23 protein-coding genes and 1 pseudogene are annotated in these 20,976 nt (G+C 49.5%); 6 read left to right on the top strand and 18 right to left on the bottom strand.

What is annotated here, in order from left to right; genetic code table 11:
- Positions 1-546: 546 nt before the first annotated feature.
- Positions 547-1,845, bottom strand: coding sequence for a tyrosine-type recombinase/integrase (locus tag ABC831_RS10235; RefSeq protein WP_117822224.1), 1,299 nt, complete (start codon positions 1,843-1,845; stop codon positions 547-549).
- 109 nt (positions 1,846-1,954) lie between these two features.
- Positions 1,955-2,620 (bottom strand): helix-turn-helix domain-containing protein, encoded by a 666-nt coding sequence (locus ABC831_RS10230; protein ID WP_117822225.1) that lies wholly within the window; start codon positions 2,618-2,620, stop codon positions 1,955-1,957.
- Positions 2,621-2,803: 183 nt separating this feature from the next.
- On the opposite strand from ABC831_RS10230, the gene ABC831_RS10225 reads away from it, so the two are divergent.
- Positions 2,804-3,019, top strand: coding sequence for a helix-turn-helix domain-containing protein (locus ABC831_RS10225; protein WP_117822226.1), 216 nt, complete (start codon positions 2,804-2,806; stop codon positions 3,017-3,019).
- 98 nt (positions 3,020-3,117) lie between these two features.
- Here the strand turns inward: ABC831_RS10225 and ABC831_RS10220 are convergent, their stop codons facing one another.
- Positions 3,118-3,288, bottom strand: coding sequence for a hypothetical protein (locus ABC831_RS10220; RefSeq protein WP_343248151.1), 171 nt, complete (start codon positions 3,286-3,288; stop codon positions 3,118-3,120).
- Between ABC831_RS10220 and ABC831_RS10215 the strand changes: the two genes are divergently transcribed.
- The 3 genes from ABC831_RS10215 (at position 3,277) to ABC831_RS10205 (ending at position 6,237) form a co-directional block, all read left to right on the top strand.
- A complete protein-coding gene (locus tag ABC831_RS10215; RefSeq protein ID WP_343248031.1) occupies positions 3,277-4,698 on the top strand; it encodes a MobA/MobL family protein in 1,422 nt (473 codons plus the stop codon). The genes ABC831_RS10220 and ABC831_RS10215 overlap by 12 nt on opposite strands.
- A 185-nt stretch (positions 4,699-4,883) precedes the next feature.
- On the top strand, positions 4,884-5,159 hold the full coding sequence (locus ABC831_RS10210; RefSeq protein ID WP_117822228.1) for an autorepressor SdpR family transcription factor: 276 nt from the start codon (positions 4,884-4,886) through the stop codon (positions 5,157-5,159).
- Positions 5,152-6,237 (top strand): SdpI family protein, encoded by a 1,086-nt coding sequence (locus tag ABC831_RS10205; RefSeq protein WP_181983873.1) that lies wholly within the window; start codon positions 5,152-5,154, stop codon positions 6,235-6,237. Before ABC831_RS10210 ends, ABC831_RS10205 begins: the two co-directional genes overlap by 8 nt.
- 109 nt (positions 6,238-6,346) lie before the next feature.
- Here ABC831_RS10205 and ABC831_RS10200 read toward each other — a convergent pair whose 3' ends face one another.
- From ABC831_RS10200 to ABC831_RS10190, 3 genes are all read right to left on the bottom strand, one after another.
- Positions 6,347-6,493, bottom strand: coding sequence for a hypothetical protein (locus tag ABC831_RS10200; RefSeq protein WP_173826188.1), 147 nt, complete (start codon positions 6,491-6,493; stop codon positions 6,347-6,349).
- On the bottom strand, positions 6,490-6,870 hold the full coding sequence (locus ABC831_RS10195; RefSeq protein WP_117822230.1) for a TnpV protein: 381 nt from the start codon (positions 6,868-6,870) through the stop codon (positions 6,490-6,492). The genes ABC831_RS10200 and ABC831_RS10195 overlap by 4 nt, the downstream gene beginning before the upstream one ends.
- Before the next feature lie 417 nt (positions 6,871-7,287).
- Entirely contained in the window at positions 7,288-7,806 is a 519-nt protein-coding gene (locus ABC831_RS10190) for a DUF1836 domain-containing protein (RefSeq protein ID WP_343248030.1), read from the bottom strand.
- A gap of 179 nt (positions 7,807-7,985) precedes the next feature.
- On the opposite strand from ABC831_RS10190, the gene ABC831_RS10185 reads away from it, so the two are divergent.
- The gene (locus tag ABC831_RS10185) at positions 7,986-8,819 is read left to right on the top strand and encodes a DegV family protein (protein WP_343248029.1); all 834 of its coding nucleotides are present in this window, start codon (positions 7,986-7,988) and stop codon (positions 8,817-8,819) included.
- A complete protein-coding gene (locus tag ABC831_RS10180; RefSeq protein ID WP_343248028.1) occupies positions 8,816-9,424 on the top strand; it encodes a hypothetical protein in 609 nt (202 codons plus the stop codon). The genes ABC831_RS10185 and ABC831_RS10180 overlap by 4 nt, the downstream gene beginning before the upstream one ends.
- Positions 9,425-9,506: 82 nt before the next feature.
- Here the strand turns inward: ABC831_RS10180 and ABC831_RS10175 are convergent, their stop codons facing one another.
- The 12 genes and pseudogenes from ABC831_RS10175 to ABC831_RS10120 form a co-directional block, all read right to left on the bottom strand.
- Positions 9,507-10,238 carry a GTP pyrophosphokinase gene (locus ABC831_RS10175; RefSeq protein WP_343248027.1) on the bottom strand — a complete coding sequence of 244 codons (732 nt, stop codon included), beginning with the start codon at positions 10,236-10,238 and terminating at the stop codon, positions 9,507-9,509.
- Positions 10,196-10,522 carry a transcriptional repressor gene (locus ABC831_RS10170; RefSeq protein ID WP_425524580.1) on the bottom strand — a complete coding sequence of 109 codons (327 nt, stop codon included), beginning with the start codon at positions 10,520-10,522 and terminating at the stop codon, positions 10,196-10,198. Before ABC831_RS10170 ends, ABC831_RS10175 begins: the two co-directional genes overlap by 43 nt.
- 16 nt (positions 10,523-10,538) lie before the next feature.
- Positions 10,539-10,727, bottom strand: a pseudogene (locus ABC831_RS10165) (hypothetical protein); the annotation flags it as partial.
- Between the two features lie 239 nt (positions 10,728-10,966).
- Positions 10,967-12,379, bottom strand: a complete 1,413-nt coding sequence (locus ABC831_RS10160; RefSeq protein WP_343248026.1) for an ABC transporter ATP-binding protein — start codon at positions 12,377-12,379, stop codon at positions 10,967-10,969.
- Positions 12,376-13,074: an energy-coupling factor transporter transmembrane component T family protein gene (locus tag ABC831_RS10155; RefSeq protein WP_343248025.1), complete on the bottom strand. Its 699-nt coding sequence runs from the start codon at positions 13,072-13,074 to the stop codon at positions 12,376-12,378. Before ABC831_RS10155 ends, ABC831_RS10160 begins: the two co-directional genes overlap by 4 nt.
- Positions 13,071-13,673: an MptD family putative ECF transporter S component gene (locus ABC831_RS10150; RefSeq protein WP_343248024.1), complete on the bottom strand. Its 603-nt coding sequence runs from the start codon at positions 13,671-13,673 to the stop codon at positions 13,071-13,073. Before ABC831_RS10150 ends, ABC831_RS10155 begins: the two co-directional genes overlap by 4 nt.
- Positions 13,674-13,713: 40 nt before the next feature.
- Positions 13,714-15,477, bottom strand: a complete 1,764-nt coding sequence (locus tag ABC831_RS10145) for an ABC transporter ATP-binding protein (protein WP_343248023.1) — start codon at positions 15,475-15,477, stop codon at positions 13,714-13,716.
- Entirely contained in the window at positions 15,477-17,231 is a 1,755-nt protein-coding gene (locus ABC831_RS10140) for an ABC transporter ATP-binding protein (protein WP_343248022.1), read from the bottom strand. Before ABC831_RS10140 ends, ABC831_RS10145 begins: the two co-directional genes overlap by 1 nt.
- Positions 17,228-18,682 (bottom strand): ABC transporter ATP-binding protein, encoded by a 1,455-nt coding sequence (locus ABC831_RS10135; protein WP_343248021.1) that lies wholly within the window; start codon positions 18,680-18,682, stop codon positions 17,228-17,230. The genes ABC831_RS10140 and ABC831_RS10135 overlap by 4 nt, the downstream gene beginning before the upstream one ends.
- A 2-nt stretch (positions 18,683-18,684) precedes the next feature.
- Positions 18,685-19,383 (bottom strand): energy-coupling factor transporter transmembrane component T family protein, encoded by a 699-nt coding sequence (locus ABC831_RS10130; RefSeq protein WP_343248020.1) that lies wholly within the window; start codon positions 19,381-19,383, stop codon positions 18,685-18,687.
- On the bottom strand, positions 19,384-19,986 hold the full coding sequence (locus ABC831_RS10125; protein WP_343248019.1) for an MptD family putative ECF transporter S component: 603 nt from the start codon (positions 19,984-19,986) through the stop codon (positions 19,384-19,386).
- 84 nt (positions 19,987-20,070) lie between these two features.
- Positions 20,071-20,685, bottom strand: a complete 615-nt coding sequence (locus tag ABC831_RS10120) for a TetR/AcrR family transcriptional regulator (RefSeq protein WP_343248018.1) — start codon at positions 20,683-20,685, stop codon at positions 20,071-20,073.
- Positions 20,686-20,976 lie beyond the last annotated feature (291 nt).

The following is a 20,976-nucleotide window of genomic DNA, read 5'->3' as shown; positions in this document are numbered from 1 at the left end:
CATCGTCAGTCTTTGCAGGGTTGCGCGCCCCGCGCCCCCGACCTCAGACAAGGAACAGAATGATGACTGATGCGTAACGGGGAGATGCGGACAGTTAGGAGATGCTTATAGTGCAAAAAAGTGTGCGAATATGGGCTTTTTATCCCTGCCCTGACCTCATTTCCGAGGAGGGCAAGGGTTTATATTACTTGCATCGAAAAGACGTTTCAGCCGCCAACAGAGCGCATTTTTCGCCCCTTTTGCCCCGTTTGCTTCCCCTAATCAAAACCTTTTCCCCGCCCCTAAAAAGTTCCTCTTGACAAAAGCCCCAGCGGGTAATCCATAACTGATACTATAACCGCTCCTACAAGTGAAATTGCCAATCTAACAACCGATAACAGAAAATCTATTTTCTTATCCATATAGATTTCTTCATTAAATTCCAGTTTTTCTATTTAACCCTCTGAAAACTCTGTATTTTCAAGGCTTTTCGCCAGTGTAATTCTCAAACCTTATGTATTTTCCCTTGTTTTTGCCCTTATGAGCGAAAACAAGGGAAACTTTTTGTTATTCGCCGCCGACTACCTTATCCAGCAGCCTTGCGGAAGTACGCTTCGCTTCCCTTGTAGCGTGAGCGTAGATATTCATTGTGGTACTGACATCAGCGTGTCCGAGAAGCTCCTGCACATCCTTTGGGGCAGCCCCATTTGAGAGCAGATTGCTTGTGAATGTGTGACGAAGCTGGTGGAAATGGAAGTCCTCCAACCCATCGACCTTTTTCCTTGCCGCCCTGCACATAATCCCTACCGTACTCGGCGATTCAAACGCCCCGTCCGGTCTGAGGCAGACAAAGGATATTTCCTTGTATCCCTCCGGGACTTCTTCCGTTCTCGGCAGACTGTAAACCTCGTAATAAGTACGGTCTTTTTCTTTGACCTCACTGTAATAGTTGAGGCTGTACAACTCTCCGTATCGGAAGCGGTTTTTATGCTGTTCGGCTTTGGCTGTTCTAAGAATTTCTGCCAGTGTGTCGCAGAAGTCCACAGTACGGATTTTCTTTCGCTTGGTCGCTCCGATTTCCGTCTTGTGCCTTGCCCCGTTGTAGCGCATACTGCGGCGTACTGTAAGGTACTGACCTTCAAGGTTAATATCCTGCCAGGTCAAGCCGCAAACCTCGCCGATTCGAAGCCCCGTGTAGTAGGCAATCTGAATGGGCAGCAACGCCGGATTGTCTTTCTTTTTCAGAAAGTCCTCCAGCTTCAGATACTGCTCATGGCTGATTGTGGGGGCGGAAGTCACATTCCCGTCCTCGTCTGAGAACAGTTCGTATTCTTCCTTTTTGCCCCTCCACACTACATACTGCATCGGGTTAAAGGAAATCAGCCTTTTCGGGAACACCGCAAAACGGAACGCCCCTTGCAGGACTGCCGAGAACAATCGCAGATACCCCTTGCTGAGAGCCTTTGCCTGTGTGCCATCGGGATTTGTGCCACCGAAACTGAGGAAGTCGATATATGCCTGTAAATGGTCAGCAGTTACAGTTTTCAGCTTGCGTTCCCCAATCGGGTACTGCTTGATACGGTTTACCGTACCCTGATATGCCATTACTGTACCATTGCTCAGATTGCCGGGCTTCAGTTCTTCTTCCACCCATTGATCCAGCAACGTTCCCACCGTAACATTTTCGGACTTGGCTACGAATTTCTTTTCCTCGTAGTCTTCCATTGCCTTTCGCATAAGGGCTTCTGTTTCAGCCTTGCTTTCAGTGCCGGGAAACTCCTTCTGCACACGGTTTCCGCTTTCATCTTCGATATAGAAGCGGTAGTACCACTTTTTGCCTTTCTTTCTTACAGAACCTTTTGCCATAGATAAAATTTCTCCTTTCTATCCGTGGCAATCGGAACTGTGACATATGGTGTGCGTAAAGTAAATAGTGTCACTTCTGCCGATTGGTTTCAATCGGCTTTTTTAATTGTCAAGGTGCCACGGAATTGTTCTTTTCGGATAGCCTTTTTTCAGCTTCCGTCACTATCTCGAAGAGATCGCCCATCTTTACAGCGGTACGACCTTCATCGTAGATATGTAAAATCCCGTCAAGAAATCGTTTCATATCTTCGATAGGTAATTCCATTTCGTTGCGATAGACCTTTTCGGTAATCGCTCCCGACTCGATAGCGTATCGCATAAGCGATTGCTTCAAGCCTTCATCGTTTGCCACACGGTCAACCTCTGTCATAGCATCGGAAAAGTAGTGGCAAAGCACAGAGTACAAATCAATTATCTTCCCGAGAAATGTAGTGAGCATCTGTTGGTGCGGCTCACCCTTTACGGTAGAGGACACCGTATCAAGATATTTCTTGATGTGCTGCTCAATGTCCTTTTGGCAGAGTGTATAGCTGTCATATTCCTTATCATCAGAAAGACCTGTCAGCCATTCGGGAGTGGTAAGAAGTGCTTCGGCAAGACCGTTGATAATCATTGTTCGCTTCGGATCAACGCCGTCAGCTTCATACCTTTGAATGGTAGACTTGTTCACGCCGATACGCTTGCCAAGTTCCGGCATAGAAAGTTTGAGTTCTATTCTACGCTCTTTAATGCGTTCCCCGACTTGTTTTGGGGTAAACATTGTTTCTTCTTCCAAGGTATTCACCTCCTGTTTGAGTACAGTATAGCACAAACAAGCTCAATTTGCAACCCCTATTTCCGAAAAATATTAAAAATAATCCTTAAAAGGTTGCAAAACAGGTTGACAAGTGATGGCAAAATAAGTATAATGATAATACCAAAGTTGCATTTTGAGTATTTAAGAAAGGAGAACAGCACTATGAACGCAATCAAAATGGGAATGACAATCGAAGAAGCGGCAGAAACCAGCGGCATCGGCAGAAACACAATGCGAAAGTTGGTGGACTGGGGCAAGCTGCCTGTTCTGAAGGTCGGACGTAAAACCATTATCCGCAGGGATACCTTAGAGCGTTTTATGACCGTCAATCAGGGCAGAAACCTACTGTGTCAGGATGATGTCCGTAAGGTAGAGTAAACCGTTCTCAAAGCCCTCGGCGTTTGAGAGCGAAATACACCCCTCGCACAAATCTACGATTTGTTCAAGTGATATTTCGCCCTTGCAGGGAGCCTGTATCACAGCTTGTCGGCATATACCGCCGCTATGATACAGAGAAAATTGCTGCCGCAATTTTCATTGGCTGTCTCGTCAGCACCCGCCGCCAAAACAGCCGCAACCGACAAGTCGGTTGCAAAATGAGAACGCACCTTTACAACACAGAACGGAGATGATTTATGACACGCCACAGCTTTATTCAGATGTCAAAGCTGTATAATGTCAAGGGAAGAATATCGTATATTACAAGCCATGCAAGACAGGAAAACCTCTATGCCACTTACCGCACCGCAGACAATTCCTTTTGGCGAAACCTTGCAAAAGAATGTCAGCAGGAATTTAAGCGAAGCAACTCGCCGGGGAAGTGTATCGAAGCAAGGGAATTGATAATTGCCCTGCCCGAAGTTTACACCACCTATGAGCCGCAACAGGTACTTGAAGATTTCACAGAGGAATTTCGCAGACGGTACAATGTGGAATGTGTATCGGCACTCCACCACAACAAGAGAAAGACCAATTACCACATCCACCTTATATTCAGTGAAAGGCGGCTACTTGCCGAGCCGGATATAAAGATCGCCACCCGAAGCGTATTCTATGATGAAACGGGCAAGCGGGTACGCACCAAGAAAGAGATCACCGATGAAAGCGGCAAAGTCCGTGAGGGCTGTACCGTTATCCCCAAAGGCGGCATATACGAACAGCACCTTTTCACCGTAAAGGATGACCGCTTCAAAAGCGACCCTTTTCTTCGGGAAGTAAAGGAAATCTATACCGCCCTTATCAATCGGCATATCTCAGACCCCGAACAGCACCTAAAGGTGTTCAATCTCGACAGTATCTATCTGCCAACCAAGAAGATTGGCAAGAACAATCCCAAAGCCGCAGAAATTGAAGCAGACAATGCCGCAAGGCAGGAATGGAACAGAACGGCGGATATGGCACTCATATCAGGGATTGAAGAAGCCAAGATACTGGAAATCAAGAAAGATGAGATCCACCAAAAAGCAAGTCAATCCATTAAAGCGAATGGATGGCTGCCAAATCTGTTCCGCAGTATTGTGGGCAAGGCAAAGGAATTTTTGCAGAACCTGATAAGGCAGACGGCACTACCGCCCAAACCGGTACTCAATATGGATATGGCAGAGTTCCGCACAATGCAGAAGCTGATGATACGGGTGCAGGACAGGGCAAGAGAAATCCGCAGCTTGCAGGATGAAGTACCCAAGTTAAAGGCACAGCTTGCCGAAACAAAGGGTATATTCAAGGGCAAGGAGCGAAAGGCGTTGGAAACGCAGATACAGCAGAGGGAAGAAAAAATCTCCGCTATGCTTGAAACAATACCCGATATTCTGAAAGATGACGGTTATCCCGACGTGCAAGCATTTATGGCAACCTACTGCAAGGCAGAAGTCATAGTTAATAACTACAACCGAGAGCTTGCAGAATGGGAACGCAAGGTCAAAGAAAAAAGCAGACCCGCCGAAAAAGAACGGTATGCACCGCCAGAAAAGCAAAGTGTCCGTGACCAGCTAAGACGGTTGCAGGCAGAGGGCAGACAGACCAAACCCAAGCATCGATCCCACGACAGAGAAAGATAGCTTTAACACCGAAAACAACACCGCAGGGCAGTTTCCCTGCCTTGCGGGATTACATATTACGGGCGGCAAAGAGAAAGCCGCCCCTTTCAATTTGTATGAAAATCTTAGCGAACCTATTGACAATTATAGTCTCTATTCGTATAATATAATTAACAATTTGGTTAAATGTTAAGGGAGGATGTCAAATGGGACTGCAACAGACATTAAAAGCTCTTGCTGACCCAATTCGCCGTGAAATACTAAATATGCTGAAAAAGGGGCGAATGTCTGCGGGAGAGATTACCAACCATTTCTCTGTAACAGCACCTTCGATTTCAAGACATCTATCGGTGTTGAAGGATGCTGACTTAATCAGAGATACAAGAGAAGGAAAGTTCATTTTCTATGAAATCAACACCTCTGTTTTGGAGGAAACTATGCTATGGATTGCAGATTTGAAAGGGGATAATGATAATGCTTAAAAAGAACAAGATTAAGGTTATAATATCGTCAATTATTATTTTACTTCCGGCTTTATTCGGGATCATTATGTGGAATGATTTGCCTGACATTATTACAACCCATTGGGGAGCTGACGGCAATGCGGACGGATTAAGCGGAAAGGTCTTTGCTGTCTTTGGTACACCTATCATACTTTTGATTTTCCATTTTGTTTGTTTGCTTTTTACTTCATTGGATAAAAAACAAAAAGATCAAAATCAAAAAGCATTGGGAATGGTTTTTTGGATTCTTCCGATTATATCCCTTTTCGCAAACGGAATAATGTATCGTGCAGCTTTTGGCAAAGAATTTGATTTAGCATTTTTTATGCCGGCTATGCTCGGAGTAATGTTCATCTTTATAGGCAATTACTTACCCAAAGTTAAACAAAACAGAACGCTGGGTATCAAGATTTCTTGGGCGTTGAATAACGAGGAGAATTGGAATAAAACGCATAGATTTGGCGGTAAGGTCTGGGTAGTTGGAGGACTTATTTTATTGCTCTCCATTTTTCTTCCTCTAAAAGTGATGGTATGGGTTGTAGTATGTGTGATTGCTGCTTTGGCGATTATTCCTATAGTTTACTCTTATTTCATTTACAAACAGCATCAAAAGGAAGGAATTGTATATGCTGAAGCGCCCAAAAGCGGTGCGGAAAAAATTGCGCTTAGAATAACCGCAGTTATAGTACCCATCATTTTATTAGGTGTTGCTCTTTTAATGTTTACTGGTAACATCGAGGTAAAGTGCGAAGATACAGCATTAACGATCAATGCAACCTATTGGACAGACCTGGAGATCGATTATTCCGAAATTGAGACCATTGAATACCGTAAGAATTTAGATGTAGGAGTGCGAACAAGCGGTTTTGGTTCTCCCAAACTATCTATGGGCATTTTCCAAAATGATGAATTTGGATCATACACCTTATATTCCTATACAGGTGCTAAAGAGCATATTATCTTGACTTCCGGCGAGAAAACTCTTGTCATTGGAATGAGCGATCCAAAAGAAACACAGGCAATTTATGATGCGATGTTAGAGAAAGTAGACAAGTAACGAAAATGGGATGAAAAGCCATATTTCAAGCTATTTTCTGACCGCAAAAACAGAGGGGTAAGGTGTTTGTACCTTACCCCTCGATTTTGTGTATTTTGGCGTTACAGTCTCATTTTGCGAACTTTATCATAACCTCGTCAACGGCATCCGTATATCTGCCTTGTGCTATCAGTCTGTTGCGGAAAGCAAGCAAAGCATTGAAGATATACCGCCGCTCCTCTGCTGTGAGGTAAAGGTAATACTTCCGTTTTCTCATACGAAGATCACCTCGGCATTGACAGTTTCCGTAACCGCAGACCGCAGATTGCTCATTCTGCCAACCCATTCCATTTGGTTGTCTGCTTTCAGTTTTTCGGTAATGCCCTCACGCTCTGCCCGTTGTTTCATAAGATGGTCAAACAGTTCCTGTGCCTGTTCTTCAACATCGGCAAGGTGGGATTGCAGTTTGCCGCTTGTCAACAGCTTGATGTAGAACACTTTTCTATGCTCACGGATATACCGCAAATGCCGCTGTCCCCATACTCCGATATGCCTTTCTTCTTTTTCGGCAGGTAATACCAAACAGGGGATGTAATAATCTCCCTGTAATTCATACCATAAGCCGTTGCTGTTATCGTAAATGTACTTGTCCATTATAAAATCCTCCAGTATAATATATTCGCACATATGTCACAGTTTCCTGATTACCACATTTTGTTATATTGTGTTACGAGTTTTTTCTTCCCTTGATTTTTCCCTTATGAGGTCACGAGGGAAGCATAAACAATAGTGAAATCGTATAAAGGGATAAGGCGAGCACACAGCGAAAAATCCTTTATTTCCAAGGCTTTTGGAGGATTTTATTGATAACCTATAACCTCTGTTAAGAGGTCATAATTTATAGAAATTCAAATTCCGATTTATTTGCTTCATATTATTCGCTTTCAATCTTGCTGGCGGCGAACAGCATTTTATGCTGCTTGCGAACGGCAAGTCCACAAGGAATAGACGCGCAAGCATTGCAAGGTAGTGTAGCTCCTTTGGCGGAACGAGATAGCGAAACATTCTCGATCATGTTTGCTGTTCATCTGGGGCTTTTCCCCTCTGCTTTTGATATTCTTCCAAATACCGATCCAGATAGACCTTGTTGACAATGGCTACGATCGTGTTGCGGAGAAGATCCTTTGCGTCGGACTGTGTCTCGCCGAGGCCATCTCTCGCGGGGGCTATGCCGAACGCTGCGCCGAGCATATTTTCAAACTCGTCGCAGAAATAATCATAGGCGGTCTGAAGGGTATAGTTGTCCTCCTGTATACTGAACATCATTCGAAGCCCTTCCAACGGGACAACGGGCTTAACTACGGCAATGAACATGAGCCGTGCAAGGTGCTCCGCCGTGTATGACTTCTTTATGGGGGATGAGATCAGCCCCTGCTTCACGTAATTGCTCACCATGGAGCTTGTCAATTCCGGTTCCCCCAACGGCGCAAGGTGCGTGTTGACATAGCGTACCACCTGCTCCAGATAAAGCCCGACATCCGGAATCTGTGCATACCGCGGTAAGCGAAAGCCCTCAATAGCCTCTATCATATTATTCACTCCCTTTTCCATGCAGCCATTATACACGGGTATCTTCAATCTTTCAACGGTTTTTAAAATCTTTTTATCGGCTTTCTAAAAGCCGTTGACGGAGTGATGAAAATCTGATAGAATTCCTGTGTCGATTTACAAAATCGAATGAAATGCTTTTGTTATTCGGAGGACACACCATGAATCAGTTTCGTATCGTTGCAGACTCCAGCTGCGACCTTCTCACACTGGATGGAGCGGACTTCGTCAGTGTCCCGCTCTCAATACGCACTGACGCCGAGGAGTTTTACGATGACGCCAACCTTGATGTTGACGCGATGGTCAGTACGCTCCGCGACACCAAGGGGCGTTCCTACAGTGCGTGTCCGAACATCGCAGACTGGGAAAGCGCATTCGGTGAGAGCGGCGATGTGATTGCATTTACCATTACGAGCGCTCTTTCAGGCAGTTATAATGCTGCCTGCGTGGCAAAGAAGAATTGTGAGGAACGCAACCCGGCCCGGCGCATCTATGTTGTGGACTCTCTTTCCGCCGGGCCCGAAATCGCCCTTCTCATTGAAAGGGCTTTATATGAGCTGCGTTCTCATGCGGACTTTGATAAAGCCTGCGAAGCATTGAATACGTATCAGACCCATACGCACCTGCTTTTTGCACTGGAATCCATGCACAACCTTGCACAGAACGGCCGTGTCAGCAAGCTCGCCGCAACGATGGCAAGCGTCCTCGGGATCCGCGCCATCGGGCAGGCCAGCGCTGAAGGTATGCTTGAGATGCTTGGAAAATGCCGTGGGGTTCGTAAAGTGCGGCAGTTTATGCTGAGCGAAATGGTGGAGCTTGGCTACAAGGGTGGAAAGGTTCGAATCGGGCATTGTCAGAATGCGGCGCTTGCGCTGGAGCTTTGTACCGAGATCCAGCAGCGATTCCCGGAGGCGGAGGTGAGGAACTATCCGCTGCGGGGACTGTGCAGCTATTACGCCGAGCGTGGCGGGATTATGCTGGGCTTTGAGTCATGAAAGCAGGCGCAACCAATGAAAAGGGAAGAGGAGCCGGAATCTTTCATCTGATCGTGCGCATTCTGACCCTGCCACCCATCGTCATCGGCATAACAGTGCTCCTGATGTATGTCCCAGCAAATCTTTTGACACTGCGGGAGCTGCTCCTGTGCGAGTTGTTTTTGCTGCTCATCCCCATGGCTGCATACCCTGTACGGGAGATATTCCGCATTGGAAAGGATCGGAGAAAGGGACAGCGCAGCACGGCGCTGGTATGCAGTGCCATCGGATACCTGTGCGGGTTTCTCTGGTCAATGCTGACCCCGTGCTCCTGGCTCGTCCACATTCTATTCCTCTCCTATATCATTTCCATCGCAGCACTGCTGATTCTCAACGCCTTTTTCAAGCTGCACGCAAGCGGCCATGCCTGCAGCACGACGGCGCCTGTGTTTCTGCTGACATGGAAGCTGCATCCGCTTTTTATGATACCGTCCGTGCTGCTGATCGCAGCGGTCTATCGATCCTCTTTGAAGCTGTCGCGCCACACCCTGCCGCAGCTCCTGATTGGCTCGGCAGTCAGTCTGCTCGCCTGTGGTATTTCACTGCTGATCTACGGACTCGGCTGACAGCCACGCAACCCGAACCCGATAACTAAAAAATGCGCTGTACCACTATTTCGCAATGTGGTATGGCGCATTTTCTGTGCAGTCACTCCCGATCCTGTTTCTTTGGCTCCCTCAGGGCTGGAGACGCTGTGTTCTTTTCCGCCGCCTTGATCCGCTTGTACATATCCTGCATCTTCCGGTCAATCTCGGCAATCTTACCTGAGCATTCGAGCATCTCCTCGTTAATGCCCTCCGGCAGCTTTGTTTTGTCTACCTTATATCGGATGTCATGCTCCAAACTGGCCCAAAAGTCCATGGCGATCGTGCGGATCTGTATCTCTGCGGTCACATGCTCCGTCCGATCTGACAGATACACCGGCATACGGATATCCAAATGCAGCGACCGGTACCCATTGTAGTTTGGCGTGCGTATATAGTCCTGTCGTTTGATGATCTCAATATCCGTCTGGCGCTCCACCATTTCCGCCACCCGGTACACATCGTCAATATAGCTGCATACCACTCTGACGCCGGCAATGTCGTTGATGCTCTCCCTCGCCGCCTCAATCGTCGGCGGAAGACCCTTCTTTCGTAGCTTTGCCACCATGCTTTCTACGGCCTTTACGCGGCCCTCGATGTGATGGATGGGATTTCTGGCATAGAGCACTTTGAACTCATTGTTTAGTATTTCAAATTTGAGGGATAATTGCTTTACCGCTGCATCATATAGATTTTGCATCAGCCGGATCTCATACGGGTCGTTTCGAAGCATTTTACCGTTTTCCCCATTTATCATTTCTTTGTCAACCATCCTTTTTCGCATTCTCTCTGGCATTTCGAACAGAGGTCTTCCACAATGATCCGATGCCGGTTGATTTGACGGCCGGTCATCCCTGCAACGGTTGTATCGATCTTTGTCCGGTAATCTAAAGGAGCATCTACTGCCGTACCGCATTGCATACAGTTCAGATGATTGTGCATGTCTGTTCGGCTGTCATACCGATCCGTACCTGGAACGCGCACATGACAGATTTGCCCGTCAGCAGTTAAGCGCCCCAAGTTACGGCAGACCGTTCCGCAGCTGATTTTATCATCCACTTTGCAGACATCCTCATATATCCTTTTATTGGCGGTCTTTTAGGAAGAGAGCAGCCATCTGCTCATAGCCCTCCTTCCTGGCCTTGGCTGCGAAGCAGGTGTACTTGTTCCGGGTCTAAGGCTCTCAGGCAAGGGGCTTTCAAAGGTTCTTTTCCGTCTGTGTGCCTGCGTATTTGTTGGTGTTTCCAATATTGACACACCCCTTTCTCGCCCGGAAATCAAGCATATTTGTTACACTATCATCAGGAAGTGTTCCTAATAATAGTGTAAATGAAACGAATTTGCATGTCAACCGATCGTTGTATGAGAACTTGCTTGCGGAGATCATCCTATTAGAGGAACGCTATGCGGAAAAACACTCTGCCGGCATTCCATCGCTGCCAACAGAGTGCTATCATGACTTCTATATTATACGATTTAGATTCGAAGAAACAAATACGCTACATTGCTGATCTTTTGTTTCATCTATGCAACATCTCCCTCTCCAAACTTTACACCGATCTTTGCAATTCTGTCGCAGCAGCTCTCGATCAGCTCCTTATCATGGGTGATCACAAGAATGGTTCTGCCGCGCCGCGCTTCGCTTCTCAGCCTTTCCGCGATCAGGCGCATATTTCGCCCGTCAAGGCCGCTGGTGGGCTCATCGAGTATCAATATCCTGCGGCCGGAAAAGATGGCGCAGGCAATGGCAAGGCGCTGCTTCTGTCCGCCGGACAGGGCGGACGGGTGCGCATCCCTGTACTCGTAAAGGCCAAGCTCTTTGAGCAGGCTCCTTGCACGGCTCTTGTTTTCTTCCGTCAATCCGGTATTCAGCAGCAGCTCCTCCGCCACGCTTGCCGTGAAGAACTGCGTTGACGTGTCGTTGCCGCAGTAATAGATCTCCCTGCGCCGGACTGCCGCTCTTGCTTTTTTCCCGTCTATCAGGATATGTCCCCCGGTCTGCCTTGCCAGCCCGCAGAGGATCTGCGCAAGGGTGGTTTTCCCCGCGCCGTTTTGCCCCGTTATGGCGGTCACTTTGCCCTTTGGAACGGACAGCGAAATATCCTCAAAAATAACTTCTTTGCTTATTCTTTTCGAGAGCCCCGCTGTCTTCAAGACGGCAGGGCTTTCGTCCAATACGGAGGGAGCGGGAAGGCACTTTCCCTCGTGCGGAGAGCGCAGACCCATGTGCAAAATGTCCTTCTCCGGCAGAAGAAGCAAATCCTCCGGTGTATACTCGACCTCTATTCTGCCGTCCCGCAGATATAAAAACCGGTCTGCGATCCCCATCAGCCAGTCGATCCGATGCTCCGCGATGAGCAGGGTAAAGCCCTGCTCCTTGAGCTGCCGGAGGGTCTGCGCAAGCTGCCGCGTCCCGGCGGCATCGAGGTTGGCCGTCGGCTCGTCGCACACAAAGACCTTTGGCTTCATGGCATATACGGACGCAATGGCCGCCCGCTGCTTTTCTCCGCTTGAGAGGACGTCAACTGCCCTGTCTTTCAAATGGGACAGCTTCAATGCCTCTATGGCGGCATCCGTCCTCTCCCGTATCTCCCGGGCGGACAGGCCGTAATTCTCGCAGGGAAAGGCCACCTCTCCGGCAAGCTCGGAGGAAAAGAACTGGCTTTTGGGGTCCTGAAAAACGCTTCCCACCAAACGTCCTATCTCCCATGTGGAAAGGCCGGATATGTCCTTGCCGTCTATCCTCACGCTTCCGCTGAAGGCTCCGGGGTAATAGGACGGCGCAAGCCCGTTGGCAAGCCTTGTCACGGTGGTCTTTCCACAGCCGGAAAGCCCCGTCAGCACGACGCATTCGCCACCTTTTACCAAAAGGGAAATGCCCTGTACGCCTCTGTCCGAGTTTTCGTATTGAAAGGAAGCGTGTGTAAGCTCAATCATGCCATGCTCCTTTCCAAAACCAAATAGGAAGCCGTGACCAGCGCACATGCGGCTGCCGCGATGTGATCCCGCGCCCCGGCCCTTTTCTCATAATAGCTGCCGCGCACGCCCGGGCGCTCCGCGCCCCTTGCAACGGCAGAAACGGAAAGCTGATCGGCAAGCTGCAACACCCGAAGGAGAAACGGAACCAGCACATACTCCATGCTCTGCACGGGATGTGCGAGCAGCTGCCCCGCCGCGGTAAGCCCTCGGTTTTTCATGGACCTGCCTACACCCTTTAGCTCCGTCCGCATGGTAGGGAAGAAGCGAAAAACCACAAGAAGCCCGAGAATGAACGGGGTGGGCATACGGAGGCGGGATAAAAACGCGGAGAGCATTCCCGGCGGCGTGGTGATCAGATCCCATGACACCAGAAAGATCGGTGATAGATTCCAGAACATCAGAACATAAAACTCCGAAAAGACCGGCATATGCAGCCCGTGGAAGCGGATACCGTACAGCAGCAGCGCCAGCAGCAGATAAAAGCAGCCATAGGACGCGGCAAGGCGGAAGCTCCGCTGTAAGACGAGATAAAGAAGAGCCCCGCCGGTCAGGATGCAGGTGAGCAGCACATTCCCGCCGATAGTTACTCCGGCAAATGCACACAGCAGCGCCCACAGCTTGACCGGCACCGCAAAGGATGCGTCCGCCCTCATAGAACGCCGGCCTTCTGAAAATGCCTGCGGATCAGCCGGCTGCCCACCATGCAGCCTAAAAAGCCCATCAGCGTTGTGAACAGCAGAATAAAGGCCAGCCAGCCGGGAGAAGTGTAGTAACGCACATAGGAATCGATGTAGCTCTGCTCCATGCCGCTTGCCAGCGCAAAATCGTAGTAGGTGTCCCAGAAGAACCAGATGGGCAGCAGATTGACCCCGTTGTACAGCAGGCTTGCCGCCGTCCAGGCGGCAGTCATGCGCTTGGGATTGCCGCAGGCTCCGCGCTTCCACAAAATTACCTCGCAGATGACGCCCGTAACGATAAAGTAGGGGAGCAAAAACCAGTTGCCCATCAGCAGGAAAATCACGCCAAGCAGCGTCATATAGATCAGCGTCACAAACCGCTTTCCGATCCGGCTGACCATGAGCATATAGACCGGCGCGCAGAGGAACATGGTGATCCCCACCGACAGCACCATGCTGACAAAGTCGTTGGCCATGCAGACCATGTTGACGACGAGCTGGATGACAATCAGTACTGCGGAGAGCAATACCGTTGTAATAACATCCTTAACCGTCCACTTTTTCTTTTTGTCCATAAATCCATTCCTCCGTTTTCTGTTAATTTATACTAACCTTCTATCCATGTGCTTTCCCGCCTTTCAGCGTCCAGCCGATTGCCTGGCTGCGCATTCCCACAAAGCGCCTGTACAGGCCGTCTTCGCGCATCAGCTCCTTATGGTTTCCGCGTTGAATGATCCTGCCGTTCTCCAGCACGATGATTTGATCTGCCGTGCGCACGGTGGACAGACGGTGGGCGATCATCAGGATCGTTTTGCCTTTTGTCAGCTCCCGGATGGCCTTTTGCAGCTCCTGCTCGTTTTCGGGATCCACGCTGGCTGTGGCTTCATCCAAAATGACGATGGGTGCGTCCTTCAGAATTGCCCTTGCAATGGAGATTCGCTGCTTTTCCCCGCCGGAGAGGCTGGAGCCTCCTTCGCCGATCTTTGTCTGATAGCCATCGGGCAGCGTCATGATAAAGTCATGGCAGCAGGCTTTCTTTGCGACCGCTATGATTTCATCCTCGCTCGCGTCCGGTCTGCCAAACCGGATATTGTTCTCGACGGTGTCCTCAAAGAGATACACATTCTGAAATACGATGGCGAAATTCTTTAGAAGGCTGCCGCTGGTATATTCCCGCACATCCCGGCCGCCGAGCGTGATCTGTCCTTCCTTCACATCCCAGAAACGGGCAATCAGACCGACCAGCGTGGTTTTTCCGGCGCCGGAGGGACCAACAATGGCGCAGGAGCTTCCCTGGGGTACGCTTAAGCTGATTTGATGTAATACCTCCTTTTCCCCGTATCCAAAGGACATATTCTTCACTTCGATATTGAAATTTTCCGGCACAAGATCAGCCCCGTTTTCGTCCAGGGATGGAATGTCCATGATGTTATCCAGCCGGTCCAGGGAAGCCTCCACCGCGCGGGCAATGGAGGACATACTACCCGCTACCTCCACGGCGGCATAGATCATGAAGCTGGACACGAGAAGCAGCAGGCACTTCTCCGGCGTGATGCTTCCTCCTGCCAGAAGATAGGGCGCAAAAACCAGAATAGCCGCCCGTGCGAGCTTGAACACCGTCTGATAGAGCGCCGTCATTTTGGAAAACGCCTTTTCAAGCACGATATTTGCCTCTTTGCTTTCCTCAATTGCGGCATCAACTGCTTTTCCAGTGCGCTCCGCCAGCCCAAACGCCTTGACTACGCCCATGCCCTGCACATATTCCAAAACGGCAGTGACCAGGCCAGCCTGGGCTGCCTGACGGCGGGGCGCGTATTTCCTGCCGACATTGCCGATAAACGAATAGACGATGAGCGCCACAGCAAGTCCGGCCAAAGAGATCAGCCCGGTCCGCCACTCATAGATCATAAGCCAAACGCCAATCACGATGGCGTGGATAAACCCGCCCGCCACATTTTCCATAATGGTAACGGACTGCTGCTCCAGATCACCAAGGGTGGTCGTCACCGCCGCGGTGATATCCCCGAGCCTGTTTTCATTGAAATAACCCATAGGCGCCTTTTTCAGGCGTTCGCCGATCTCCATGCGCTTTTCCGACCCGAACGCGAAGCTGCCAAGAGTTCTGGCATTGGCAGAAAGATTGACAAATACAATTCGCCCTACAATGGAAACAATCATGATGCCAAGCGAAATCCAGATTATGCTTTCAGGCATAACATCGCCGGAAAGCTGCTTCAGGATTCCCGTGAGCACCGTTAGAATGGCCATGATTGGGATCATCTCAAAGAATGAGCTGACAAGGTATGCAAGGAAAGAGCGGATAAGACGCTTCTTCTGTAAGCCCGAGAACAACAAAAGTCTTTGAAACAACCTTATCATCACGCCACCTCCTCTGCGGTATCCTTGCCCTGCATATGGGCTTTCCATAATTCCTTGTATAGATTGCTTGTTTCAAGAAGCTCCTCATGAGTTCCTTCCGCAGCGACATTTCCTTTATCCACGACAAGGATCTTGTCTGCTTTTGTAATGGTAGACAGCCGATGCGCAATGACAATTAAAGTTTTTCCTGCTACAAGCCCTGCGATGGATGCTTGAATAACGGCCTCATTTTCAGGATCGGTAAATGCCGTGGCTTCATCCAGCACCACGATCGGGCTGTTCTTTAGGATTGCCCTTGCAATGGCGATTCGCTGCCTTTCTCCGCCGGAGAGATGGCCTCCCGCATCGCCCGCCAGCGTATCATAGCCCTCCGGCAGAGCGGCGATGAAATCGTGACAGCTCGCTTTTTTTGCCGCTGCCTCGATCTCTGCGTCTGTGGCCTCCGGTTTTCCGATGCGAATGTTTTCCCGGATAGACAGATGGAACAGGAAGTTATCCTGTGATACATATGAGACAAGCTCCATTATCTGAGGGAGAGGAATGTTCCGCACGTCCACGCCGCCAATACGGACGCAGCCGCTCTCCGCCTCCCAGAAGGAGGCGATGAGCCGCGCAATGGTAGATTTACCGGAGCCGGAGGGACCCACAATGGCCGTCATACCGTTTTTTGCGCAGGCAAAGGAAATTCCATGCAAAACCTCCGTCTCTTTGTATCGGAAGGTAACATGATCAAAGGATACATCGGCGTCTGCAAGGATAGCTCTCTCGGTCGGCCGCACAAGCTCCGGCTCATCCAGAAGATTCCCTACCTCTTTTACGGTGGAATCCACCATGGCCAGGCTGTCGGTGTACTGCAATGCCTGAATCAGTGGTTTTACAAGTCCAAGGGCGAGAATGATGCAGGTAATCAGCGTACCCGCTTCGACCCTTCCGTTTATAAAGAGCCAGCTTCCCAGGGGCAGCACGCCCACAAGTGTTGCCGTCAGGATGGAAAGCCCCATCACATAGTAGCCGTTGGTCTGCTTGAACCATGTCGCTTTGGCTGCCTCGTTTTCCGCCACGGCGTCGGCGTATTTTTTATATGAGCGTTCACCCTGATTGAACGTCTTCACCACTTCGATGCCGCCGATGTATTCCACCGTTGCGGCATCCATGTTTTTCCCGGCGGCAAGTACTCTGGCATATCTCTTCTCGTAATCCTTCATCATTCCCGTATAGCAGAAGGCACCCACCGGAATCGTCACAAGAGAAATCAGCGCGAGTCTCCAATCAAGGCTAAAGAGGTATACGAGCATTAGAATTGGGATTAGGATGTTGGCAGTGAGCTCCGGTACCATATGTGCCAGCGGAAGCTCCAGCTTTTCCACGGTATCCACGATGATCGTTTTGAATTTCCCGGACGGCGTATCAAGGATCGTTCCCATGGGGACACGGGAGAGCTTCTCTGTTATCGCCATACGGATATTCCGCAGAATGATAAAGGCAGACTCATGGCTTTTCATTGTAGAAAAAGTTCCAAACCACACCTGCCCGAGATAGCCCGCAAAAGCAATCAATGCCAGAAACGCCAACTTGCTGAAAGCATAGTCTTCGTGGCAGATCATAATGATCCCGCGGGACACCGCGAGGTAGGGAATCATGCCGCAAAGCGCCCCCAAAACCGCAAGTATGACGGAGCCGATCAGTTTCCCTTTGCACGGCTTCGCAAAATCCATCAGAATCGTCATCGCCGAGTTTTCTTTTCCCGCCATCATTCCTCACCTCGTAAAAGTCTTACAATCTTTTCTTTCTGCCCACCGGAGAGATCCTTCACGATTTCTCCGTCCCGGATGAACAGTATTCTTGTGCAAATCCGCATCATAAACTCAATATCATGTGTGATGATCAAAAGCACCTTGCCTTGCGCCGCAAGGCTTCGTGTCAAGGTGCCGACCTCTTCCATGCTTTTCAGATCCAGTCCGCTGGTAGGTTCATCGAACACCAGCAGCTCCTTGCCGCAGATATCGCTCACCACAACCGCAAGGCGCTGCATCTGCCCGCCGGAAAGAGACAAGGGATGCCGTTCCTTATACGCCAGCAGATCCACCTTTTCTAATGCGCGGTCAATCTCGTCTTTGTTCGGAGCTTTTATGCCAAGCGCGCATTCTGCCGCCACGCTGTCGGTAAAGAGCTGGTGTCCCACATCCTGCATGACCATGTATGCCTTTTTCCGTCTCAACCGCCGGCTCATCGGTTTTCCAGCCCACAAAACAGTGCCGGCGCTGTTCTTTTGCAATCCGCAGAGCATTCTGGCGAGGGTCGATTTCCCGGCGCCGTTGACGCCCGCAATGGCGATGATTTCTCCGCGGCTTGCCTGAAAAGAGATATCATTCAATACATTCCGGCCACCGAGACGGACGCTGATTTTCTGAGCGGAAAGCAATCCATCGGCAGCGATTGTTTTCACATCGCCCGATTCGGATACCGACAGATCCCTGACACGCAGTCCCATTCTGCGAATATCTGCTTCAGGCAGCGCCTTGAACGCTGAAGCCTCCATGTCCGATGCAATCCGGCCATCCTGCATATAAACGACGCGATCCACAATGTCCATCAGATACCAGATGCGGTGCTCTGCGATCAGAATGGTCTTTCCTGATATTTTCGCGCGTTGGATCAAATCAGCCAATTCTCCGATGGCCTTCATGTCGAGATTGGATGATGGCTCGTCAAACACAAGGACATCGGGAGCCGAAGCATACACGCTGGAAAACGCGATCTTCTGCTTCTCGCCGCCGGACAGTTCAAAGATATTTCGACCCCGGAGCTCGCTAAGATGCAGCTCCTCCGTAAGTTCATCTAATCGGGAGCGCAGAGTCTCTCGCGGAATGCCCCGATTTTCAAGCCCAAACACGATCTCGCTGTCCGTATCCGTATTGAAAAACTGCGTTCGAGGATTCTGAAAAACCGTCCCTACCGCATCCGATAGCGCAGCAATCTCTGTCTCCCGGGTATCCATACCGTTTACGTTCACCTGCCCCGAAAGATCGCCACGGAAGAAATGGGGAATCAGTCCGTTTGCGAGCCGTGTAACCGTTGTTTTTCCGCACCCGGACGGCCCGCAAAGCAGCACGCATTCGCCGGGCCTGATCATAAGGTTCAAATCAAGGACTCCGCCGTTCCCACTTTCAGCGTATGTAAAAGAGACATTTTGGAACGATATCATAATCAAAACACCCCTTTCACGCCCGCGTATATCATGCCGACAACGAGCGCCGCGTAAGCAATTACCACCAGCAAATCAGCAAACGAAAACGCGATTTCCTCTATACAGCTTCTTTCACCTGTGTGCTCAATGCCTCTTGTAATCGCTGCCTGCGTAATCTCGTCCGAAATCCTGGAAGCAGAAACAAGCAGGGGAACATAGACATGCTCCATCGTCTGTATAGGATGGCTAATCAGCCCAGCCGCGGACGCTGATATCCCTCGCAGCGCCATGGCATCCCGTATGGAGGCCCACTCTTCTCTCATGGTCGGGAAATAACGGAGCGTAACAGCAAGAGCGATCGTGAGTCCTTTCGACAATCGGAGCTTTGTGATCGCCGCAAGAAATTTACTTACGCTTGTCGTTACAATCAGAAAGCTGCCCAGCATAAAACAGGGAAGAAGCTTGCGGATATACACTGCAAACATATAGACGATTCCGCCGAAAGTCACGGGCAGCCTCGGTACGATAAAAAGCTGGATCAGCAGAAGCGCGAGAAAAAATGCTGCGTATTTCAGCGTCCTTTTCAGATTGCCGGAAACGCTCAGAAGTACAAGCGGAATCCCCGCAAGCACACACTCCACCGCGATGCTTTTATTCATAAAAACGGAAACGCTTGTGACCGCGAGAATCAGAAGCTTCGTCCGTGGGTCGAGTCTCATTTATACAACCCCTGCTTTTTCAAAGTGTTTTTTCATAAGCTTCTTTCCAATCAGTCCGCCGATGATCGCGCAGACGATCGTCCCGATAATCATTGCGGGGATCGCCCACCAGGTAGCCCCGATCGAATGAATCACTCCTTCAAAGGAGGCGAAGTCGCCTTTATTCTTCATAAAAGCATCAAACTGTGCGGGCATGACAACCATTGGAATGTATGCCCCCATCGGCGCAAGCGCCATGACACAGTAGGCAAGCAGGTTTTTCTTAAAGGATCTGAAATCAGCAGAAGCGCAGATAAAATCCGCGATCAAGCCGAAAACCAGGAAGAATACGGACATCATCCAGAACATTCCTGTAACAAACAGCAAAATCGCCGCGATTACACCGAGAATGGAGAGAGCTCCCTTCTTCGGTATTTTTGCCACATAGAGCATGAAAACTGTCCCCGTAAAAAGCGCCACGATCATTGGCATAAACGGGAAAGTGACCGGCGTCATCTGCGCAACACCGCCAATCACAAACGCCACCACAGCATAGATGAGCGAAAAGATGCCCACTGATATAAAGTCCCTTGTTTCCAGCTTCTTCGAATCTGTTTTACGCATAATAAAAGACCTCCAGTTTTATATTGTTCAGTTAGAGTACGCTAACTCGCGTGTAAAAAATTAAAGTGCTGGTGTGATTGTGCATTATTCCAGCCGGAGCAAGCCTTTCCAGCCAGAGTTGAAAAACCTTGCAAGCTCCTCAACATACCGCATAGCTTCTTCTTTGGGCATATCATGGGCAATCGTCTCACATACCGCCGTAAAATAGGCGCTGGTAATCATGTGGTGAAGCTGCTTTGTCATTTTCCCGGAGAGCTTTCCTCTTTTGCGGAGAAGTGCATAGTATTCCTCTGAGCACTCTACCTCCAGTTCCACAAGCTCCTCCAAAAAATTTGCATAGCGCGTACCTTCCGCCCGGCAGAGGATCAGCTTGAAGGCATCAAAATGGGCGTACATATATTCCACAAAGACGCGCAAATACTCAGTGGACAGCTTCAGGCTGTCCTTCGTCTTTTCCTCGGAGATAAGATCGAAATGGGCGGACTGTGCGGCTTTGAACTGCTCCAGCAGTCCCTTTGCTGCCTCGCCCACAAGATCTTCAAAAAGCGCGGCCTTATCCGGGTAATAGCCGTAGAAGGCGCCTTTCGTGAAGCCCGCCTCTGCGACGATTTTATTCAGAGATGCGTCCTTAAATCCTTTTTCCAGGAATTCTTTTTTCCCAACTTCGAGGATCTTCATTTGAGTCTCTGTACGTTCCATTGATTCCTCCTAATATACCTGTAGTATATACCGCTGGTATATTATAACCGAGCAGATTGAGTTTGTCAATAGGATCTGCATTTTCCGGTTGCCGTGCTTTTCTACCTCGTGGGGCTGAAGTGCTATCGGGCAGTACGCTCAGCTGATTTAACATATAGCAGAGCAGCACCAGATCGAGGCCACTTTTCCTTTGGATACAGGAATATATAGAAGATTTCCATACGCTTTTGTTTTTTCGCTGTACTTTGAGAAGAAATCTGTGATATACTTTCAATTATAGGGATGAGCAAA

It is taken from the genome of Diplocloster hominis (assembly GCF_032380655.1).
GTDB lineage: Bacteria > Bacillota > Clostridia > Lachnospirales > Lachnospiraceae > Diplocloster > Diplocloster hominis.
This window is presented reverse-complemented; position numbering and strand designations above follow the sequence as displayed.